The 18189-nt window shown below is 37.9% G+C and carries 14 protein-coding genes; 9 read left to right on the top strand and 5 right to left on the bottom strand.

What is annotated here, in order from left to right; all coding sequences use genetic code 11:
• The first annotated feature begins 259 nt into the window (after window positions 1–259).
• From QE177_RS02435 to rluA, 3 genes are all read left to right on the top strand, one after another.
• Window positions 260–607, top strand: a complete 348-nt coding sequence (locus tag QE177_RS02435) for a hypothetical protein (RefSeq protein ID WP_280551172.1) — start codon at window positions 260–262, stop codon at window positions 605–607.
• Between the two features lie 543 nt (window positions 608–1150).
• Window positions 1151–4057, top strand: a complete 2907-nt coding sequence (gene rapA / locus QE177_RS02430) for an RNA polymerase-associated protein RapA (protein WP_280551171.1) — start codon at window positions 1151–1153, stop codon at window positions 4055–4057.
• A 51-nt stretch (window positions 4058–4108) separates the two neighbouring features.
• Window positions 4109–4756, top strand: coding sequence for a bifunctional tRNA pseudouridine(32) synthase/23S rRNA pseudouridine(746) synthase RluA (gene rluA, locus QE177_RS02425; protein ID WP_280551170.1), 648 nt, complete (start codon window positions 4109–4111; stop codon window positions 4754–4756).
• Window positions 4757–4796: 40 nt separating this feature from the next.
• Here rluA and djlA read toward each other — a convergent pair whose 3' ends face one another.
• The gene (gene djlA / locus QE177_RS02420; RefSeq protein WP_280551169.1) at window positions 4797–5615 is read right to left on the bottom strand and encodes a co-chaperone DjlA; all 819 of its coding nucleotides are present in this window, start codon (window positions 5613–5615) and stop codon (window positions 4797–4799) included.
• A gap of 183 nt (window positions 5616–5798) precedes the next feature.
• Between djlA and lptD the strand changes: the two genes are divergently transcribed.
• From lptD to apaH, 6 genes are all read left to right on the top strand, one after another.
• Window positions 5799–8138 (top strand): LPS assembly protein LptD, encoded by a 2340-nt coding sequence (gene lptD, locus QE177_RS02415; protein WP_280552193.1) that lies wholly within the window; start codon window positions 5799–5801, stop codon window positions 8136–8138.
• Between the two features lie 83 nt (window positions 8139–8221).
• Window positions 8222–9523, top strand: coding sequence for a peptidylprolyl isomerase SurA (gene surA / locus QE177_RS02410; RefSeq protein WP_280551168.1), 1302 nt, complete (start codon window positions 8222–8224; stop codon window positions 9521–9523).
• Between the two features lie 5 nt (window positions 9524–9528).
• Window positions 9529–10524: a 4-hydroxythreonine-4-phosphate dehydrogenase PdxA gene (gene pdxA, locus QE177_RS02405; protein ID WP_280551167.1), complete on the top strand. Its 996-nt coding sequence runs from the start codon at window positions 9529–9531 to the stop codon at window positions 10522–10524.
• A complete protein-coding gene (gene rsmA / locus QE177_RS02400) occupies window positions 10517–11326 on the top strand; it encodes a 16S rRNA (adenine(1518)-N(6)/adenine(1519)-N(6))-dimethyltransferase RsmA (RefSeq protein WP_280551166.1) in 810 nt (269 codons plus the stop codon). Before pdxA ends, rsmA begins: the two co-directional genes overlap by 8 nt.
• Window positions 11327–11349: 23 nt before the next feature.
• Window positions 11350–11727 (top strand): Co2+/Mg2+ efflux protein ApaG, encoded by a 378-nt coding sequence (gene apaG, locus QE177_RS02395; protein ID WP_280551165.1) that lies wholly within the window; start codon window positions 11350–11352, stop codon window positions 11725–11727.
• Window positions 11728–11729: 2 nt separating this feature from the next.
• Complete coding sequence (gene apaH / locus QE177_RS02390) at window positions 11730–12548, top strand: bis(5'-nucleosyl)-tetraphosphatase (symmetrical) ApaH (RefSeq protein ID WP_280551164.1); 819 nt, start codon at window positions 11730–11732, stop codon at window positions 12546–12548.
• Between the two features lie 264 nt (window positions 12549–12812).
• Here apaH and folA read toward each other — a convergent pair whose 3' ends face one another.
• The 4 genes from folA to parC all read right to left on the bottom strand — a co-directional run bounded on the left by folA (window position 12813) and on the right by parC (window position 18188).
• On the bottom strand, window positions 12813–13301 hold the full coding sequence (gene folA, locus QE177_RS02385) for a type 3 dihydrofolate reductase (protein WP_280551163.1): 489 nt from the start codon (window positions 13299–13301) through the stop codon (window positions 12813–12815).
• Window positions 13302–13521: 220 nt separating this feature from the next.
• The gene (ftsP, locus tag QE177_RS02380) at window positions 13522–14937 is read right to left on the bottom strand and encodes a cell division protein FtsP (protein ID WP_280551162.1); all 1416 of its coding nucleotides are present in this window, start codon (window positions 14935–14937) and stop codon (window positions 13522–13524) included.
• A 209-nt stretch (window positions 14938–15146) separates the two neighbouring features.
• The gene (locus QE177_RS02375) at window positions 15147–15881 is read right to left on the bottom strand and encodes a 1-acylglycerol-3-phosphate O-acyltransferase (protein WP_280551161.1); all 735 of its coding nucleotides are present in this window, start codon (window positions 15879–15881) and stop codon (window positions 15147–15149) included.
• 51 nt (window positions 15882–15932) lie between these two features.
• Window positions 15933–18188, bottom strand: coding sequence for a DNA topoisomerase IV subunit A (gene parC / locus QE177_RS02370; RefSeq protein ID WP_280551160.1), 2256 nt, complete (start codon window positions 18186–18188; stop codon window positions 15933–15935).
• Between the last annotated feature and the right edge of the window lies 1 nt (window position 18189).

Below are 18189 nucleotides of genomic sequence, written 5' to 3'. Positions count from 1 at the left end.
TTTTATGATTATTTTCATCCTGCTTTTATATCTCTATCTTTATTTTCACATGAATAAAATTTAATTTTAAACTTTATATAAGAATCCATTTTTTCTATAAAAATAAAAAAACAATAACAAAATTTAATAATGAAAATGCTAAATTTTGAATTTGATTTTATATATCACTTAAAGCAATGTAGTTCATGTTTTATATGAAATATAAATGCGCATTTTATTAGTCAAATTTTAATATACCAAACAATAAATGAGGTTATATATGTCAAATAATCAAGAACAATTAGCCATTCGTTTTTTAAACAAAACTGGTGATGGTTTTCCTTACCGTGCGTTTATCCGTGTGCACGGGATTGATGAAGCAGCGTATATCGATTCAGACAAAGATTTTGTAACAGTAGGTAAAATTCTTGATGATGGTATGCAACATGTTGCTCATCTTGTCATTTATGATAGATATAATTTAGTTAAATTTAACACTGCTACATACTTTGAGTATAATGCTACTGAAAATCAAATTGAAGTCAATTCAGATACTCTGCCTCTTGAACTAGAATTTGAAAGAGTCGATGGCTTCCGCTTTAATTTGCTTTTAAAGAATGACGATTAATTATATTTTTCCACGGATTATGGAAAAAAGCTAATTAACTACCCAATCTTAATCTAATATTGATGTATTATTTATACTAATATTTATTAGATTAAGTTGGGTTTTAAGGTTTATGTCAATAATTTTAATAAATACTATAAAAATATTTTACCACAACATAGACTTTCACATTATATAGCATTTTTATTTTTTATACTTTATTTTATCAATATTTAATTAGCCATAACATCTATATAATTTGCTTTATATACCAGTTAATTATAAATTAATGGGCAAAAACAGTAGGATGCAGAATAATAAAAAATGGTGATTTGTTCTTTTTTTCATCTGCTTAATACGTTAACATTCTCTGATACAGCACAAATAAATGATAATATCTTATCAAAAAGCATTTTTATAGGTGACTATTGGCACCGCATTTATTAATATACAGTCCTTTCAAAAAGAGAGTAAGATATTATTTTATGATTAATATAATTTACTTTCTGCAAAACGAACAACCCATAATTTTCTCAAACATACGGATAAACTGAGTTAAAATTTATGCCATTTATTCTTGGTCAACGCTGGATAAGCGATACAGAAAGTGAACTTGGATTAGGTACCGTGGTGGCTATTGACAACCGCATGGTTACATTACTTTTCCCCGCAAGCGGAGAAAATCGCCTTTATTCCATACAGGATGCACCAATTACACGCGTTATGTTTAATGAAGGCGATCTGATCACCAGCCACGAAGGCTGGCAGCTGAAAATTGACAATGTACAACAAGACGAGGGAGTACTTGTCTATACAGGAACTCGTATCGATTCCGATGAAAAAAATGTCAGTCTGCGCGAAGTGTTTCTTGATAGCAAATTAACATTTAATAAACCACAAGATCGCTTGTTTGCCGGTCAACTTGATCGAATGGATCGTTTTGCATTACGCTTTCGCGCCTTGCGTTTCCAATACCAACAATTTGGTCACCAAACCGGTGGACTAAGAGGTATTCGTGCCAATTTGATCCCCCACCAACTTTATATTGCTCATGAAGTGGGTAAACGTCATCATCCACGCGTTTTGTTAGCAGATGAAGTTGGGTTAGGCAAAACCATTGAAGCAGGAATGATCATCCATCAACAACTACTTGCTGGGCGTATTGAACGGGTCTTGATTATTGTACCTGAAAGTTTGCAACACCAATGGTTAGTCGAAATGCTGCGCCGTTTTAATTTGCATTTTTCACTGTTTGATGACAGCCGTTATACCGAATCCTTACACGATAGTGAGAATCCTTTTGAAACAGAGCAGTTGGTTATTTGTTCGCTTGATTTCGTTCGCCGCAATAAAAAACGTTTTGATCATCTACTTGAAGCCAGTTGGGATATGATGGTTGTTGATGAAGCCCATCACCTGGTATGGAGTGAAGAGTCGCCTAGCCGTGAGTACCAAGCTATCGACACACTCGCTCAACAAATTCCTTCTGTGCTGTTATTAACCGCAACTCCAGAACAACTGGGGCAAGAGAGCCATTTTGCTCGTCTGCGTTTACTGGATCCTAATCGCTTTCATAGCTATCAACACTTTATTGAAGAACAACAAAATTATAGTCCTGTTGCCGAAGCCGTTAGTTTGTTGCTTTCTGGTGAAAAATTAAATAATAAGCAGCAAAATTTACTGACAGAATTAATTAAAGAGCAAGATATTGAGCCCCTGCTTAAAGCCAGTAACAGTGATAATGAAGAAAGTGAAAAAGCACGTTGGGAATTGATTAACATGTTGATGGATCGTCATGGAACGAGTCGTTTACTATTTCGCAATACCCGTAATGGTGTTAAAGGCTTCCCTCGGCGTGAATTACATGCTATTAAATTACCGTTACCCCCACAGTACCAAACAGCAATTAAAGTTGCTGGCATAATGAATGCTAAGAAATCCATTGATTTCAGAGCTCAGGAGATGCTCTACCCTGAGCAAATTTATCAGACATTCGAAGGTGAAAATGCAACTTGGTGGAATTTTGATCCCCGAGTTGAATGGCTTAAGCAGTTCTTAACAACTCATCGGCAAGAAAAAGTTTTAGTTATCTGCTCTCAAGCGACGACTGCCATACAATTGGAGCAGGTACTAAGAGAAAAGGAAGCGATCAGAGCAGCCGTTTTTCATGAAAATCTAACATTACTGGAACGGGATCGGGCAGCAGCCTATTTTGCCTCCCAGGAACAAGGCGCTCAGGTATTACTGTGCTCTGAAATTGGTTCTGAAGGACGTAATTTCCAATTCGCCAACCAGTTAGTTATGTTTGACTTACCTTTTAATCCTGATTTACTTGAGCAAAGAATTGGTCGCCTGGATCGTATCGGCCAAAACCGAGATATCCAAATTAGTGTAACTTACCTTGAAAATACTGCCCAAGCTATTTTGCTACGTTGGTATCATGAGGGGCTTGATGCCTTTGAGTATACTTGTCCAACTGGACGCGCTATTTATGATAAATATTATCCGCAACTGATTGAGTATTTGGCTAATCCTACCCTGCTTGATAACTTTGAGGATTTTATTAAGTCTTGCCGAGCAAAACATAACCAACTGAAAACCCAATTAGAGCAAGGACGTGATCGTTTATTAGAAATGAATTCTAATGGCGGCAAAGCTGGACAAATATTAGCTGATCAAATTGCAAAACAAGATAATAGTATCGATTTAATTAATTTTTCATTAAATTTGTTTGATATCATTGGTATTAACCAAGAGGATCGTAGCGATAATCTGATCGTTCTTACGCCTGCTGAACATATGTTGATACCTGATTTTCCTGGCTTGCCTCAAGATGGTTGTACTATTACCTTCGATCGTACTCAAGCACTTTCGAGAGAAGATACCCAATTTATTAGCTGGGAACACCCCATTATTCGTAATGGAATGGATTTGATCCTTTCAGGCGAAATTGGCAGTTGTGCGGTGTCACTATTGAAAAATAAAACCTTACCGGTCGGAACACTGCTTACTGAATTGATTTATGTTGTTGAAGCACAAGCACCCAAAAATCTACAAGTTACTCGCTTTTTACCCCCAACACCGATCCGTATCCTAATGGATTTAAAAGGCAATGATCTTGCTAAGCAAGTTGAATTTGAAAGTTTTAACCGTCAGCTAAATACAGTCAATCGACATACGGGTAGTAAGTTAGTAAATGCCGTACAAAAAGAGGTGCATAATATACTCCAACTTTCTAACACCATGATAGAAAAAGAAGCAAGTATATTGATTGCCGAAGCAAAAGCGCAAGCGGATAAAACATTATCATTAGAGTATTCGCGATTAGAGGCATTAAAATCTGTCAATCCGAATATTCGCCCTGATGAATTAAGCGCTATTGAGCATGAACGCCAACAACTATTGCTTAATATTGAGCAAGCTAATTGGCGATTAGATGCTATACGCCTGGTGATTGTTACCCATCAGTAATTATTTATTGCCAGAAACAATAAAGTTTCTGGCCACGTTGGAGCAACTGATATGTTTTACAATCCGCCTACCGATCCCTGGCTGCATGTTCTTTATCAAGATCAGCATATTATTGTGGTTAACAAACCTAGTGGTTTGCTATCAGTACCAGGTAAAGCGGCCGAACATAAAGATAGTATTATGACACGGGTTCAGGCGGATTTTCCAACCGCTGAATCTGTTCATCGTCTTGATATGGCAACCAGCGGAATTATGGTCGTGGCATTGAATAAAACCGCAGAAAAAGAGTTAAAACGTCAATTCCGCGAAAGAGAACCAGAAAAAATCTATCAGGCAAGAGTTTGGGGTCACATTACCAATAAAAAAGGACTTATCGATCTGCCACTGATCTGCGATTGGCCAAATCGACCTAAACAAAAAGTGTGTTTTACAAGCGGCAAACAAGCACAAACTAAATACGAGGTGTTAGCTTACGAAGAACAAACAACGCTGGTTAAACTTATTCCGATTACAGGTCGTTCCCACCAATTACGTGTTCATTTACTTTCACTCGGCCATCCTATTATTGGTGATCGATTTTATGCCCATCAAGCGGCGCTAATACTCTCTTCACGTCTACAATTACATGCAGAAGAGCTTTACATTACTCACCCCATTTATAGATCACCTATCCACTTCACTTGTAAAGCAGATTTTTAACAGCTGGAACACTTATTCAACTAACGTTTAACACTATAAATTATTTGAAGTGACGTTCTTTTTTGATCAAATCATAAGCAGCTTGAATTGATTGTGTTTTTTGCTTAGCAATTTCCATCATTTCTGGTGGTAATCCTTTCGCAACTAATTTATCTGGATGATGTTCAGCCATTAATTTGCGATAAGCACGTTTAATTTTGGTTTGTTCATCATTAGGTTGCACACCTAATAACTTACAAGCATCCGCTAATGTTGGTCCTTGAGCAGTATGTCGGTAACGATTGGAACCATAAGAAGAGTTACTACTATGCTCAAACCTTCGGCCGCCTTCCATCATATGTAAGAATTGTTCAAACTGATTATGTGAAATACCTAGCTCTTCGGCAATAATAAACAACACTTTTCGCTCATTAGGATGTAAAGCGCCATCAGCAAAAGCAGCTTGTATTTGAATTTCCAGAAACATCTGAATAAGATCAAATCGACCAAAACAAGCTCGACGTAATTTCTTCAGTGTATCCCTTAGAGGAAAATTTTGCTCCTTGCCTTCTCTAAAAGAATTTTGCGCTGAAATTCTGGCATCACCATGCAATTGCATTCTATCCATCAGGTTTGTTGCTAGTTTAATATCAACTTCAGTGACTCGGCCTTTTGCTTTAGTCAAATGGCCTAAAATTTGAAATGTGCTGACGAAAAAAAGTGCCTGACGGTTCTGTTTAGCGCCTGTTTTCTCTAAATTTTGCTGTTCTGATGCTTTATCATAGGCATGACCGATAATGAAACCGATGATAACACCCCAAATATGAGTGCCAGACATGATCCCCAACATTACACCAATAATTTTTCCCCAATACCGCATAAACTTCTCAATTCCCCAATGCCCTGAGTATAATTTTGCATTATCATACTACTCATTCTACTCTGTGCCTAATAACCTGAAATATATAGCTGATGGTTTTATACAGACAAGAACAGTTAAGTACGTTAATTGTTGAACTTTTGCCTACACGATAATATCGATGAAGGAACTACATACAGAATGATGAAAAAAAGTCACCCGACACTACTTGCTACCATGATTTGGATAGCTATTCATAGCCAACAGGCCCATGCTGATCTAACAGAACAATGCATGCTAGGGGTACCGGTATATACTAAACCCATCGTGAAAGGTAATCCCAATGATCTACCCGTCCATATCACCGCAAAAGATGTGGCTGGTGAATATCCTCATTTCATCGAGTATAAAGGCAATGTAGATATTCAACAAGGTAACCAGACCCTTACCGCCGATGAAGTTAAGTTGACCCAAACAGCAACAACAAGCCAAAACCCTGTGCGTACGGTAGTGGCAACCGGAAATGTACATTATGATGATCCACAAATTATTCTAAAAGGGCCTAAAGCATGGTCAAATCTAAATAATAAAGATACCGATGTTGAAAAGGGTGACTATTTAATGGTAGGCCGACAGGGTCGGGGTTATGCAAATAAAATGAAATTGCGCGGTGAAAATCGCTATACCATTTTAGAAAAAGGTATGTTTACTGCTTGCCTCCCTGGTAATGATAGCTGGAGTGTTGTTGGCTCAGAAGTTATTTTAGATCGCGAAGAAGAAGTTGCCGAAATATGGAATGCACGCTTTCGTATTGCTAATGTGCCGGTTTTTTATAGCCCTTATTTACAATTACCTATTGGCAACAAGCGTCGTTCCGGTTTTTTATTACCTAATGGTAGTTATTCTAAAGGTTCAGGATTAGATTTCGCGCTGCCCTTTTACTGGAATATTGCACCTAATTACGATGCCACTATTACACCCCAATTTATGACCTTTCGTGGCGTAAAACTGAATAATGAATTTCGTTATCTGACTATTGCTGGAGCCGGTACACTTGCCGTTGATTGGCTAAAGCACGATCGCAGCTATATTAAAGATAAAAATAGTGGCAAATATCCCGCTCGTGATAGTGATGATCGCTGGTTGTTATATTGGGGTCATTCTGGCGTACTTGATCAGGTATGGCGTTTTAATATTGATTATACAAAAGTTAGTGATTCAAAATATTTCACCGATTTTACTTCTAAATATGGTAACAGTACTGACGGTTATGCCACCCAAAAATTCAGTGTCGGTTATGCACAACCAAACTGGAATGCAACCTTAACCCATAAACAATTTCAGGTTTTTGTTGATTCCCCTAATAGTAAAGCCTATAAAACGGAACCTCAATTAGACCTTAATTATTATAAAAATGATTTGGGGCCATTTGATCTAAAAACTTATGCTCAAGCAGCGCGTATTACTAGTGTTGGAGCCAATAATCCGGATGCCACCCGGTTACATATCGAACCAGAACTTAATCTGCCATTATCTAATGATTGGGCAAGTATTAACAATACTGTAAAAGTGATGGCGACCTATTATGATCAAGATATCCCTGCCAACCTGGCTAATAGCAATCTGAAAAAACAGGTTACTCGTATTTTACCCTCGCTAACTTCGGATGCAAAACTGGTTTTTGAACGCGACCTATTGATAAATAGCAATTATGTACAAACGTTAGAACCTCGGGTTCAATATCTTTACGTGCCTTATCGCGATCAAAGTGATATTAATAACTATGATTCATCCTTATTACAGGCTGACTATAACGGTTTATTCCGTAACCGCATCTATAGTGGACTTGATCGTATCGCTTCAGCTAACCAATTGACGACTGGTATTACTACGCGTATTTATGATGAAGAATTAACTGAACGGTTTAATTTTTCTGTCGGGCAAATATACTATTTTGAACGTCCAAGAACTGAAGATTCTGATTTACCTATTGAAGATAAAAGTAATACTGGCTCACTATTATGGGCGGGCGATGCTTATTTACGACTAACTGATAACTGGGGATTACGTGGCGGACTCCAGTATGATAGACGTCTGGGTGATATTACTATGGGTAATGTGATAACAGAATATCGTCTAGATTCAGATCGCTTAGTGCAGCTGAATTATCGTTTCGTCGATCGCGATTATATTCAAGCAACTGTCAAAAATGCGCCAGCCTTTCAAAAAGGAATTTCCCAAATAGGGGCAGTAGTGAGTTGGCCTTTAGGTGATCAGTGGGGCTTTGTCGGCTCATACTATTATGATTTGAAAGAAAACCAACCCGCGAGTCGATTAATCGGTTTACAATATAGTACTTGCTGCTGGTCAATTAATATGGGCTATGAGCGTAAAATTGTGGGATGGCAACAACAAAACTTCAGTAGTGACTATGATAATCGATGGTCAATCAATGTGGAACTAAAAGGCCTAAATAATAATCATAATTTGGGAAGTCAGGATATGCTTGCTAGTGGTATTTTACCTTATCAACGAGCCTTCTAATAAAATTGATATTTTCATCTAGCAAATAGAAGAATCCTGAAATAGGATAAAACCGTAATATAATCGAACAAAATGAGAATTTTATGAATTATTGGAGAAAACTGATTATTGGCTTGTTGTTCTCAGTCAGTACCGCCACACTAGCAGCGCCACAACAATTGGATAAAGTGACTGCTATCGTTAACGATGGGGTTGTGCTACAAAGTGACGTAGATGGTATGTTAGATATAGTGAGAATAAACGCCAGAAATGCAGGGCAACAAATTCCCGATGAAAATGCATTACGTCACCAAATATTAGAACGCTTGATTATAGACAAAATTATTATGCAAATAGCCGAAAAAATGCAGATTCAAATCCCTGATCAAGCCATAGATGTTACTATCGCCAATATTGCAGCACAAAATGGGTTGACTATCGGCCAATTGCAGCAACGATTGTCGATGGATGGCATCAATTTACAAAATTACCGTAGCGATGTTCGTAGAGAAATGATGATCGCAGAAGTACGTAATAATGAGGTTCGTCGGCGGATCACTATCTTGCCGCAAGAAGTCGATTCATTGGCTGCCCAATTAAATTCGCAAGCTGGCCAGGATGCTAATGTAAACTTAAGCCATATTTTAATCCCATTACCAGAAAATCCAACTAATGCACAAAGTCAATCAGCAATGGATACAGTAAATAAAATTATTGCTCAATTAAAGCAAGGTGCTGATTTTGGTAAACTGGCCATTACTTACTCTGCCGACCCTAATGCCTTAAAAGGTGGGCAAATGGGCTGGAGTAAGGCTGAAGAATTGCCAACCGTTTTTGCTCAACAAGTTCAGCATGCGAAAAAAGGTGACATCATTGGACCTATACGTTCTAGTGTCGGATTTCATATCTTAAAACTTAATGATATACAACGTGGCAATATGCCCATTTCAGTCACCGAAGTAAAAGCTCGCCATATTCTTATTAAGCTCTCACCTATTATGAATAGCGAACAAGCGCACGCAAAAATACAACAAATTGCGCAGCAAATTAAAACGGGTCAAATAACTTTTGCCGAAGCAGCTAAAAAATACTCACAAGATCCTGGTTCTGCGTTACGAGGTGGTGAACTTGGTTGGAATATGCCTAATGTTTATGATCCAGCATTTCGTGATGGTTTAATGCGGTTAAGTAAAGGGGAAATAAGTCAGCCAATCCACTCTTCTTTTGGTTGGCATCTTATTCAGTTGGAAGATACTCGCCAAGTTGATAAAACCGATGTAGCACAAAAAGATCATGCCTACCGTCTGTTATTCAATCGTAAATTTAATGAAGAAGCACAAATTTGGATGCAAGAGCTACGCGCATCTGCCTATGTAAAAATTCTTAATGATAGTGATGCACAGTAATTTTTATGGGAAAAATAACTAACACTATCGTTCTCACCCCGGGTGAACCGGCCGGGGTAGGTCCTGATCTTTTGATCGAACTCGCTCAACAAAATTGGCCAGTTAGATTAGTTGCTTGTGCTGATCCAGATCTGCTAATAACTCGAGCTAATCAACTGGGTTTAGAACTAGAATTAACTATCTATTCACCTGAATCACCAAATAACGGCCAAGCTGCCAAGACATTGACGGTTTTACCAATAAAATTACCCACACCGGTGAAAGCAGGCCAACTAAATAAACAAAATAGCACTTATGTAATAGAAACACTTAGCCGCGCATGTGATGGCTGTATGACCGGTGAATTTTCAGCATTAGTTACCGGCCCTGTCCATAAAGGAATTATCAATGATGCAGGCATTCCTTTTACCGGTCATACCGAATTTTTTGCGGACAGAAGTAAAACGCCAAAAGTGGTCATGATGTTAGCGACAGAAACATTACGTGTTGCGCTTACAACAACCCATTTACCGCTCAAACAGGTTGCTGATGCCATTACTTTCGAGAGCCTAGAACAAGTTATTTATATTTTAAATAACGAGTTAAAATCTAAATTTGGCATTAAAACACCCGCTATTTATATCTGTGGATTAAATCCACATGCCGGAGAAGGCGGGCATATGGGACATGAAGAAATCGATACTATTATCCCAGTTATCAAGAAATTGTGCCATGAAGGATTGCAACTTTATGGCCCTTTCCCGGCAGATACCCTTTTTCAACCAAAATATCTGAACCAAGCTGATGCAATCTTAGCGATGTATCATGATCAAGGTCTACCTGTGCTAAAATATCAGGGTTTTGGTCATGCGGTGAACATTACTTTAGGCTTACCCTTTATCCGTACATCGGTTGACCATGGTACAGCCATCGAGCTGGCAGGAAGTGGGCAAGCAAATGCAAACAGTTTTATAACTGCCTTAAAATTAGCTATTAGCATGATACAAAATAACAATGAATAAACGAATCCATCAAGGGCACTTTGCCCGTAAGCGCTTTGGGCAAAATTTTTTAACTGACCCATTTATTATTGACAATATGGTTACTGCTTTTAACCCAAAACCTGATCAAGCTATTGTTGAAATTGGTCCTGGTTTAGGCGCTCTGACATTACCTGTCAGTGAGCACATAGAGAATATGACCGTAGTAGAGTTAGATCGTGATCTTGCTGCTCGTTTAGCTGCACATCCTGCACTTAGTGCTAAACTAACAATTATACAAGACGATGCAATGACGATCGATTTTGGCGCAATAGCGAAAGAAAAAGGTCAACCCCTTAGAGTGTTCGGTAACCTTCCTTACAATATTTCAACCCCTTTAATGTTCCATCTTTTTACATATACTAATGCTATCGCTGACATGAACTTTATGCTACAAAAAGAGGTTGTCAATCGCTTAGTCGCAGGACCAAATACTAAAACATATGGTCGTCTTAGCGTTATGGCGCAATATTATTGTCAGATAATCCCTATCTTAGCCGTACCACCTTCGGCTTTTACACCAGCGCCAAAAGTGGATTCAGCTGTTGTGCGTTTAATTCCTCATCAACGAAACCCTTACCCTATTTGTGATGTCAAATTATTAAGCCGTATTACTACCCAGGCATTTAATCAACGACGTAAGACTATTCGTAATAGTTTAAGTGATTTATTTAGCGTGCAGGATTTTGAACAATTAGGTATTGATCCAAACTGTCGCGCTGAAAATATCTCAGTAGAAAATTATTGTAATTTAGCCTGCAAATTGGCTAAAACCACGATCTAATAGTGATAAACTTTGGGGGCACTATGTTAAATGAACCTAACATCTGCATACAAGTTCAAAGTGTCTATATTGAAAATCAATCTTTACCAGAAGAAGCCCGGTTTGTTTTTGCCTATACAATTTCTATTCGCAATCTTGGCCGTTCACCGGTACAACTAATAAGTCGCTATTGGTTAATTACCAATAGTGATGGTAAACGTACCGAAGTACAAGGCCAGGGTGTCGTAGGAGAACAACCTATCATTCAACCCAGCGCCGAATATCGTTATACAAGTGGCGCTATTATAGAAACGCCAATGGGAACGATGGAAGGCCATTATGTAATGTTAGATAATAATGGTAAAAACTTTTATGTTGATATCCCAGTCTTTCGTCTTGCTATTCCAACACTTATAAATTAATTATGGCTACTTATCTTATCGGAGATATTCACGGTTGTTATCGTGAACTTAGAGCACTTCTTAAACAAGTAAAATTTGAGCCACAAAAAGATGTTTTATGGCTCACAGGTGATCTAGTCGCCCGCGGTTCGGATTCTCTCAAAGTTTTACGTTATATTAAAACATTAGGCGCATCCGTCAGAATGGTTCTAGGTAATCATGATCTGCATCTTATCGGTGTATATGCCAACATTAGCCATAATAAACCCAAAGATAAACTGAAAAAATTACTGACAGCCCCTGATGCTAATGAATTAGTTAATTGGTTACGACGTCAACCTTTATTACAAGTAGATAATAAGAAAAAAATCATCATGGTACATGCTGGGATAACACCGCAATGGGACTTAGCAACAGCTCAGATGTGTGCTAGAGAAGTAGAGGCTATTCTTAGTAGTGATAGCTATCCTTTATTTATCGACTCTATGTATGGCGATATGCCGAACAACTGGTCACCCAACCTAACAGGATTATCCCGTTTACGTTTTAGTACCAATGTCCTAACCCGCATGCGCTATTGTTTTCCTGACGGTCAGTTAAATATGTCCTGGAAAAATAAACCTGAAAATACCCCTCCACCTTTAAAGCCTTGGTTTGATCTGCCGCGAAAAATACCGCCAGAATATGCCATTATTTTTGGTCATTGGGCTTCCCTAGAAGGGAAAGGAACGCCTAAAGGGATTTATGCTCTTGATACCGGTTGTTGCTGGGGAGGTAAACTGACTTTACTACGCTGGGAAGACCAAAAGTATTTTAACCAGCCCGCATTTACAAAAAAATAACTAACACTATACTTGCTGCCAAACAGCAGATAATAGAATAACTAAGTAATAAACTAATTAATTTTGTTTTAATATTACTAAAATAATGGTTATAAGCCTATTTAAATAAATCAGTATTTATAATTATTTGACTTAAATTATTTAATTAATAATACAAATTTAATTTTTATTTATATATTTAACATCACCTAATTCAAATTAATAATAAAAAACCGAAGTATTAGCCTTCGATTTTTTTATTACCATTAGTAGTTTCACTTAGCTTTATGAGCGACGTTCTAATATCTCAAAACAATAATTATGAGAATTTTTTTCATCTGCTTCATGGTATTCAGTAAATACTGAATCCCACTCATCAGGCTCATAAACAGGAAAATAGGTATCACCAATCACTTCCGCATCTACATGCGTTAAATAAAGACGATTTGCCTGAGGTAAGAATAATTCATAAATTTTTCCCCCACCTATAATCATTATTTCGTCTGCTTCTCCAGCTGCGGCTAGTGCCTCATCAACTGAGTTAACCCAAACAACGCCTTTATCATTACTCGAATGTGTTTGACTAAGAATAATATTCAAACGTTGAGGTAAAGGTTTACCTATCGCTTCGTAAGTTATACGTCCCATTATAACTGGCTTATTTAACGTATTACGCTTAAACCAGGCTAAATCACCGGATAACACCCATGGCATGTTATTTTCCAAACCAATCACCTGATCCGCCGCCATTGCTGCGATTAAACTAATATTCATTAGGTCACCATATTGGCATAATAGAAAATTGGATTTTACATTTAATAAATCCAATCACTCTTCGATAAATCTACATTTTTATAAAAATTATCAAATGATTAATTACTATTATATAGATAATTTTAAATAATAAATAACAATCGAAATAATAAAAACATAAAATAATACAATTACTTTTTTATTAATCAGCTACAAAAATATTCTATATTATAGAAATAAATTAAGCTGATGGGTTGATCACCATCTGCGCAGCTGAGCCTTTATCCGCTTTCTCTAAATTTTGACTAAAATACAAAAAAGGAAAATGATCATAAGACGGCTGTAGCATATTAACTAATAATTCACTGTATCCATTTATCCAAACTGTATCTTTCCAGCCATAATCCTCTGGGCCTGGTACAACACCATTATGATTAATAACTTTGAAACGAACACCTTCAATATGAAATGCTTGAGGCTCATGTGCTTTTACTATCCAGCGTTCCCATGCTCCCTGCTGAGTGATTAAGTCAATACGATTTACATCCCGCATCATACCATTAATGCCAAAAGGTTTGCTAAGGGTCACTTCACGATTACGAATAGTCGACGTGATTTGGCTAGTATCATTAACCAGTGTCTCTGGTAAATGATCAGTTACTAATGATAATAACCCTGAAGAACAGATGGTTAAAACTTTGGTCGAATTTAATAAAGTTGACGGTTCAAATAGTCCTTTAATACGATCCATAATACCTGCCGCTCTTCCGGCCGTTATTGTCAATAACTCTGTTTTGGACATATCAATTAACACTTCTCTACGCTCGCCAGGCGCCATGGGTAATCTTTCGATACTCATAGGAGCAGGTAGTAGCCCTTGATCGCTGCCTATCAGATAAAATGGCCTCTTATCACTGATTTCCAATATATAGCGCCTTGAATTTGATGCATTAAGTAACCGTAAGCGGATCCAGCCGCGAGCAACTTTAATATACGGTTCTTGTACACCATTAACTAATAAGGTATCACCTAAAAAACCTTCCGCTGTCGCTTTATAGTGTGGCTTTCCAAAACTATCTAACCGTTTATCTTGTATAATAATAGGAAAATCATCAACACCGTAATGATTAGGGATATTTAAATTCTTACTGGTTTTATCTGACACAATCCACATGCCAAACAAGCCATCATGAATTTGTCTTGCCATTTTGCCAGGTGTATTAGCATGATACCAACAGGTCGCTGCCGGTTGACGGATTGGCAATACCGGCGACCAATCAACATTGGGTGACATTAATCGGGCTGCCCCACCAATTTGAGTACCTGGAACTTGTAACCCACTTACTGTCATAGCAACTTCTTCAGAAAGTCGATTACTATATACCAATTTCAAATCGCTACCCGTTTCTACTCGAATGGTTGGCCCCAAATAATAACCATTGCAACCAATCGTCATAGTGCGATGGCTACCATCAAAAGACCAATAAGATTTTTTCAACGTTAGAAACAGCGGTTGACCAAAATGAGATTCTAATAAAGGCGGGATTGGTAATAATGGGTATCCTGCATTTTTTTCTGCTCTAGCCGCAGCAGGAAGCATAGAAACACTCATCGCTATACTTGATAGCTTAAGAAATTGACGCCGACTTAGTGACATAGCCTCTCCACAAAATCATTAATAAGCTAGCGCCATTCATTGTTCATCAAGGAAAGATCCTTATTTTACTATCCGTATGTAATTGTGTTATCACAATTATTTGATAACTCTATTCAATTAAGACGATAGATTGCTACAACGCCAAATATTAATATATTGTTAAATATTACAATTTAGAAACTAATTTACTTGAAAAATGAACTTCAATTTTATTTCATTTTTTGCTCTATTTCTGCTACTTCTTTATTTAATTCTGCAATTTTAGCTTTAAATAAATCATGGCAATAATCTGCCAATTCACGCACGTTTTCCCGATTATACTTTGTTGTGTCAATAGGCGGTAACATTTCGACAATCACTACTCCATTATTCCAACGATTTAGTTTAATACGCCCTTCTGTTGCCGATAAACAGACCGGTACTATCGGAACACCCGCTGCAATTGCGGCATAAAATGCACCGGTTTTAAATGGCAATAACCCTCGACCACGACTACGAGTTCCTTCAGGAAACATCCAAACCGAAATTTTTCTTTTTTTGATCTGTTGAACAACCTGTGAAATAGTATTGTGCGCTTTAGTTCGGTTAGCCCTATCAATGAGAATGTTACCAGCCAACCAATATAGCGGACCGAAAAAAGGGATAAATACTAAACTCTTTTTTCCAACAGTAACGGTATTTGGCTGTACTGCATTTGACATCGTCACCATATCATAGTTATTTTGATGATTGCCGATATAGATACTGGGACCGTAATCTTTAGCTTCAGCAGGCACTCGACTAATAATAGTAATACCAAAAACATAAGATAATTTACCAAACAGCCGGCCAAAGCGCATAACATGGCTTGGATTTCTTGGATTTAATAAGCAATAAAAACAACCTAACACGCAAACCAATATCGTAAAAAGGATCACAATAATGATACGAACAATAGCTAACATATTTACCTCAAGTAATAAGTTACTTCACACACCTATAAAAACAATCGAAGATTAGCCATTACTAGGAGGAGTTACTTCTATACGCTCAATACTCTGTAATCCACGAGGTAATGCAGAACCTTTACGACCTCGTTCAGCACGATATTTTTGCAAATCTTCTGGATTTAATTTCAGTTTTCGTTTGCCAAAATAGAGCGTAATTGAAGACTGAGGCTGCAAAAACATTAACCAAACTAGTAAATCATCTCCGCTGGCTGATTGAGCCGCTGAAATATTAATAATTTTATTACCTTTTCCTTTAGAAAGCTGAGGGAGATCACTAACAGGAAATATCAGCATTCTGCCCGCTTTAGTAATTGCCAATAATAAATCTTGCTGTTCATTATTGACTTCTAATGGTGCCAGTACCTTAGCATTATTCGGTAAGGTAATTAATGCCTTACCTGCTTTATTTTTTGCCACTAAATCACTAAAGGTGCAGATAAATCCATAACCCGCATCCGATGCCAACAAATATTTTTGCTCTTCAGCGGCGGTCAATACATGTTCAATCGTTGCACCAAGCGGTAACGCCAATTTGCCGGTAAGGGGTTCTCCCTGCCCTCTTGCAGAAGGAAGATCAAGCGGATCGAGTGAATAACTACGCCCCGTGCTATCAAGAAAGACAACCGGTTGATTAGTTTTACCTCTTGCTGCACTACGGAAACCATCTCCCGCTTTATAATTAAGATTAGTCGGATCAATATCATGACCTTTTGCGCTTCTCACCCATCCCATAACAGAAAGGACAATAGTAACCGGCTCTGAAGGCAAAATATCATGCTCATTCATGGCTTTTGCTTCAATACGCTCCTTAAGCGGTGAGCGCCTATCATCACCATAAGTCTGTGCATCCGTTTCAATTTCTTTCTTGATTAAGGTGTTTAAACGACGCTCAGAAGCCAAAATAGCTTGTAGTTGATCACGCTCTTTCGCTAACTCATCCTGCTCGCCACGTAATTTAAACTCCTCTAGTTTAGCCAAATGACGCAATTTCAATTCCAGGATAGATTCAGCCTGGGTTTCTGAAAGAGCAAAACGAGCCACCAATACGGCTTTAGGCTCATCTTCATTACGGATAATATGAATAACCTCATCTATATTCAGATAAGCTATTAATAAACCCTCAAGGATATGTAAGCGTTTTAATACTTTTTCTAAACGATGATTTAAGCGGTTACGTACGGTTTCCCGTCGAAATAATAACCATTCATTTAAAATTTCAACCAGTCCTTTAACTGCTGGACGATTATCCAAGCCAATCATATTCAAATTGACCCGATAGCTTCTTTCTAGATCCGTCGTAGCAAATAGATGGGTCATCACTTGTTCTAAATCAATCCGATTACTTCTTGGTACAATCACTAAACGTGTCGGGTTTTCATGATCTGACTCATCACGAAGATCTTCTACCATCGGTAATTTTTTGGCGCGCATTTGTGAGGCAATCTGCTCTAACACTTTAGCACCTGAAACCTGATGAGGCAGGGCAGTAATAACAGCATGACCATCATCTATTTCCCAAACAGCGCGTAACCGAATAGAACCACGGCCTGTTTGGTAAATTTTTTGAATATCTTCTTTTGATGAAATAATTTCTGCTTCTGTTGGATAATCAGGCGCAGGAATAAAGTCCATCAACATGTTAAGATCGGCTTTTGGATTTTCCAGTAAAGCAACTAATGCGCTTGCTACCTCATGCGCATTATGCGGTGGAATATCGGTTGCCATACCAACCGCAATCCCAGTCGTACCATTTAACAGAATATTGGGTAATCTTGCCGGTAGTGTTTTGGGTTCAGTTAATGTTCCATCAAAGTTAGGCGTCCAGGCTACCGTTCCTAATCCTAATTCACTGAGTAGCGTTTCAGCATATTTTGACAATCTTGATTCAGTGTAACGCATAGCAGCAAAGGATTTAGGATCATCCGGTGCTCCCCAGTTTCCCTGTCCATCAACTAATGGATAACGATAGGAAAACGGTTGTGCCATCAACACCATAGCTTCATAACAAGCGCTATCACCATGTGGATGATATTTCCCCAATACATCACCGACTGTACGTGCTGATTTTTTGTATTTAGCCGCATTGTTCAAACCAAGCTCAGACATGGCATAAACAATTCGGCGTTGAACAGGTTTTAACCCATCGCCAATAAATGGCAATGCTCTGTCCATGATGACGTACATGGAATAATTGAGATAGGCATTTTCGGTAAAGGTATAAAGTGGTTGCTGTTCTACACCATCGTGAGTTATCTCACTCATT

The sequence above is a fragment of the Arsenophonus sp. aPb genome (assembly GCF_029873475.1).
In the GTDB taxonomy this organism is placed as follows: Bacteria; Pseudomonadota; Gammaproteobacteria; order Enterobacterales; family Enterobacteriaceae; genus Arsenophonus.
The sequence above is the reverse complement of the archived record's forward strand: the minus strand, read 5'-3'. Positions and strand labels throughout refer to the sequence as shown.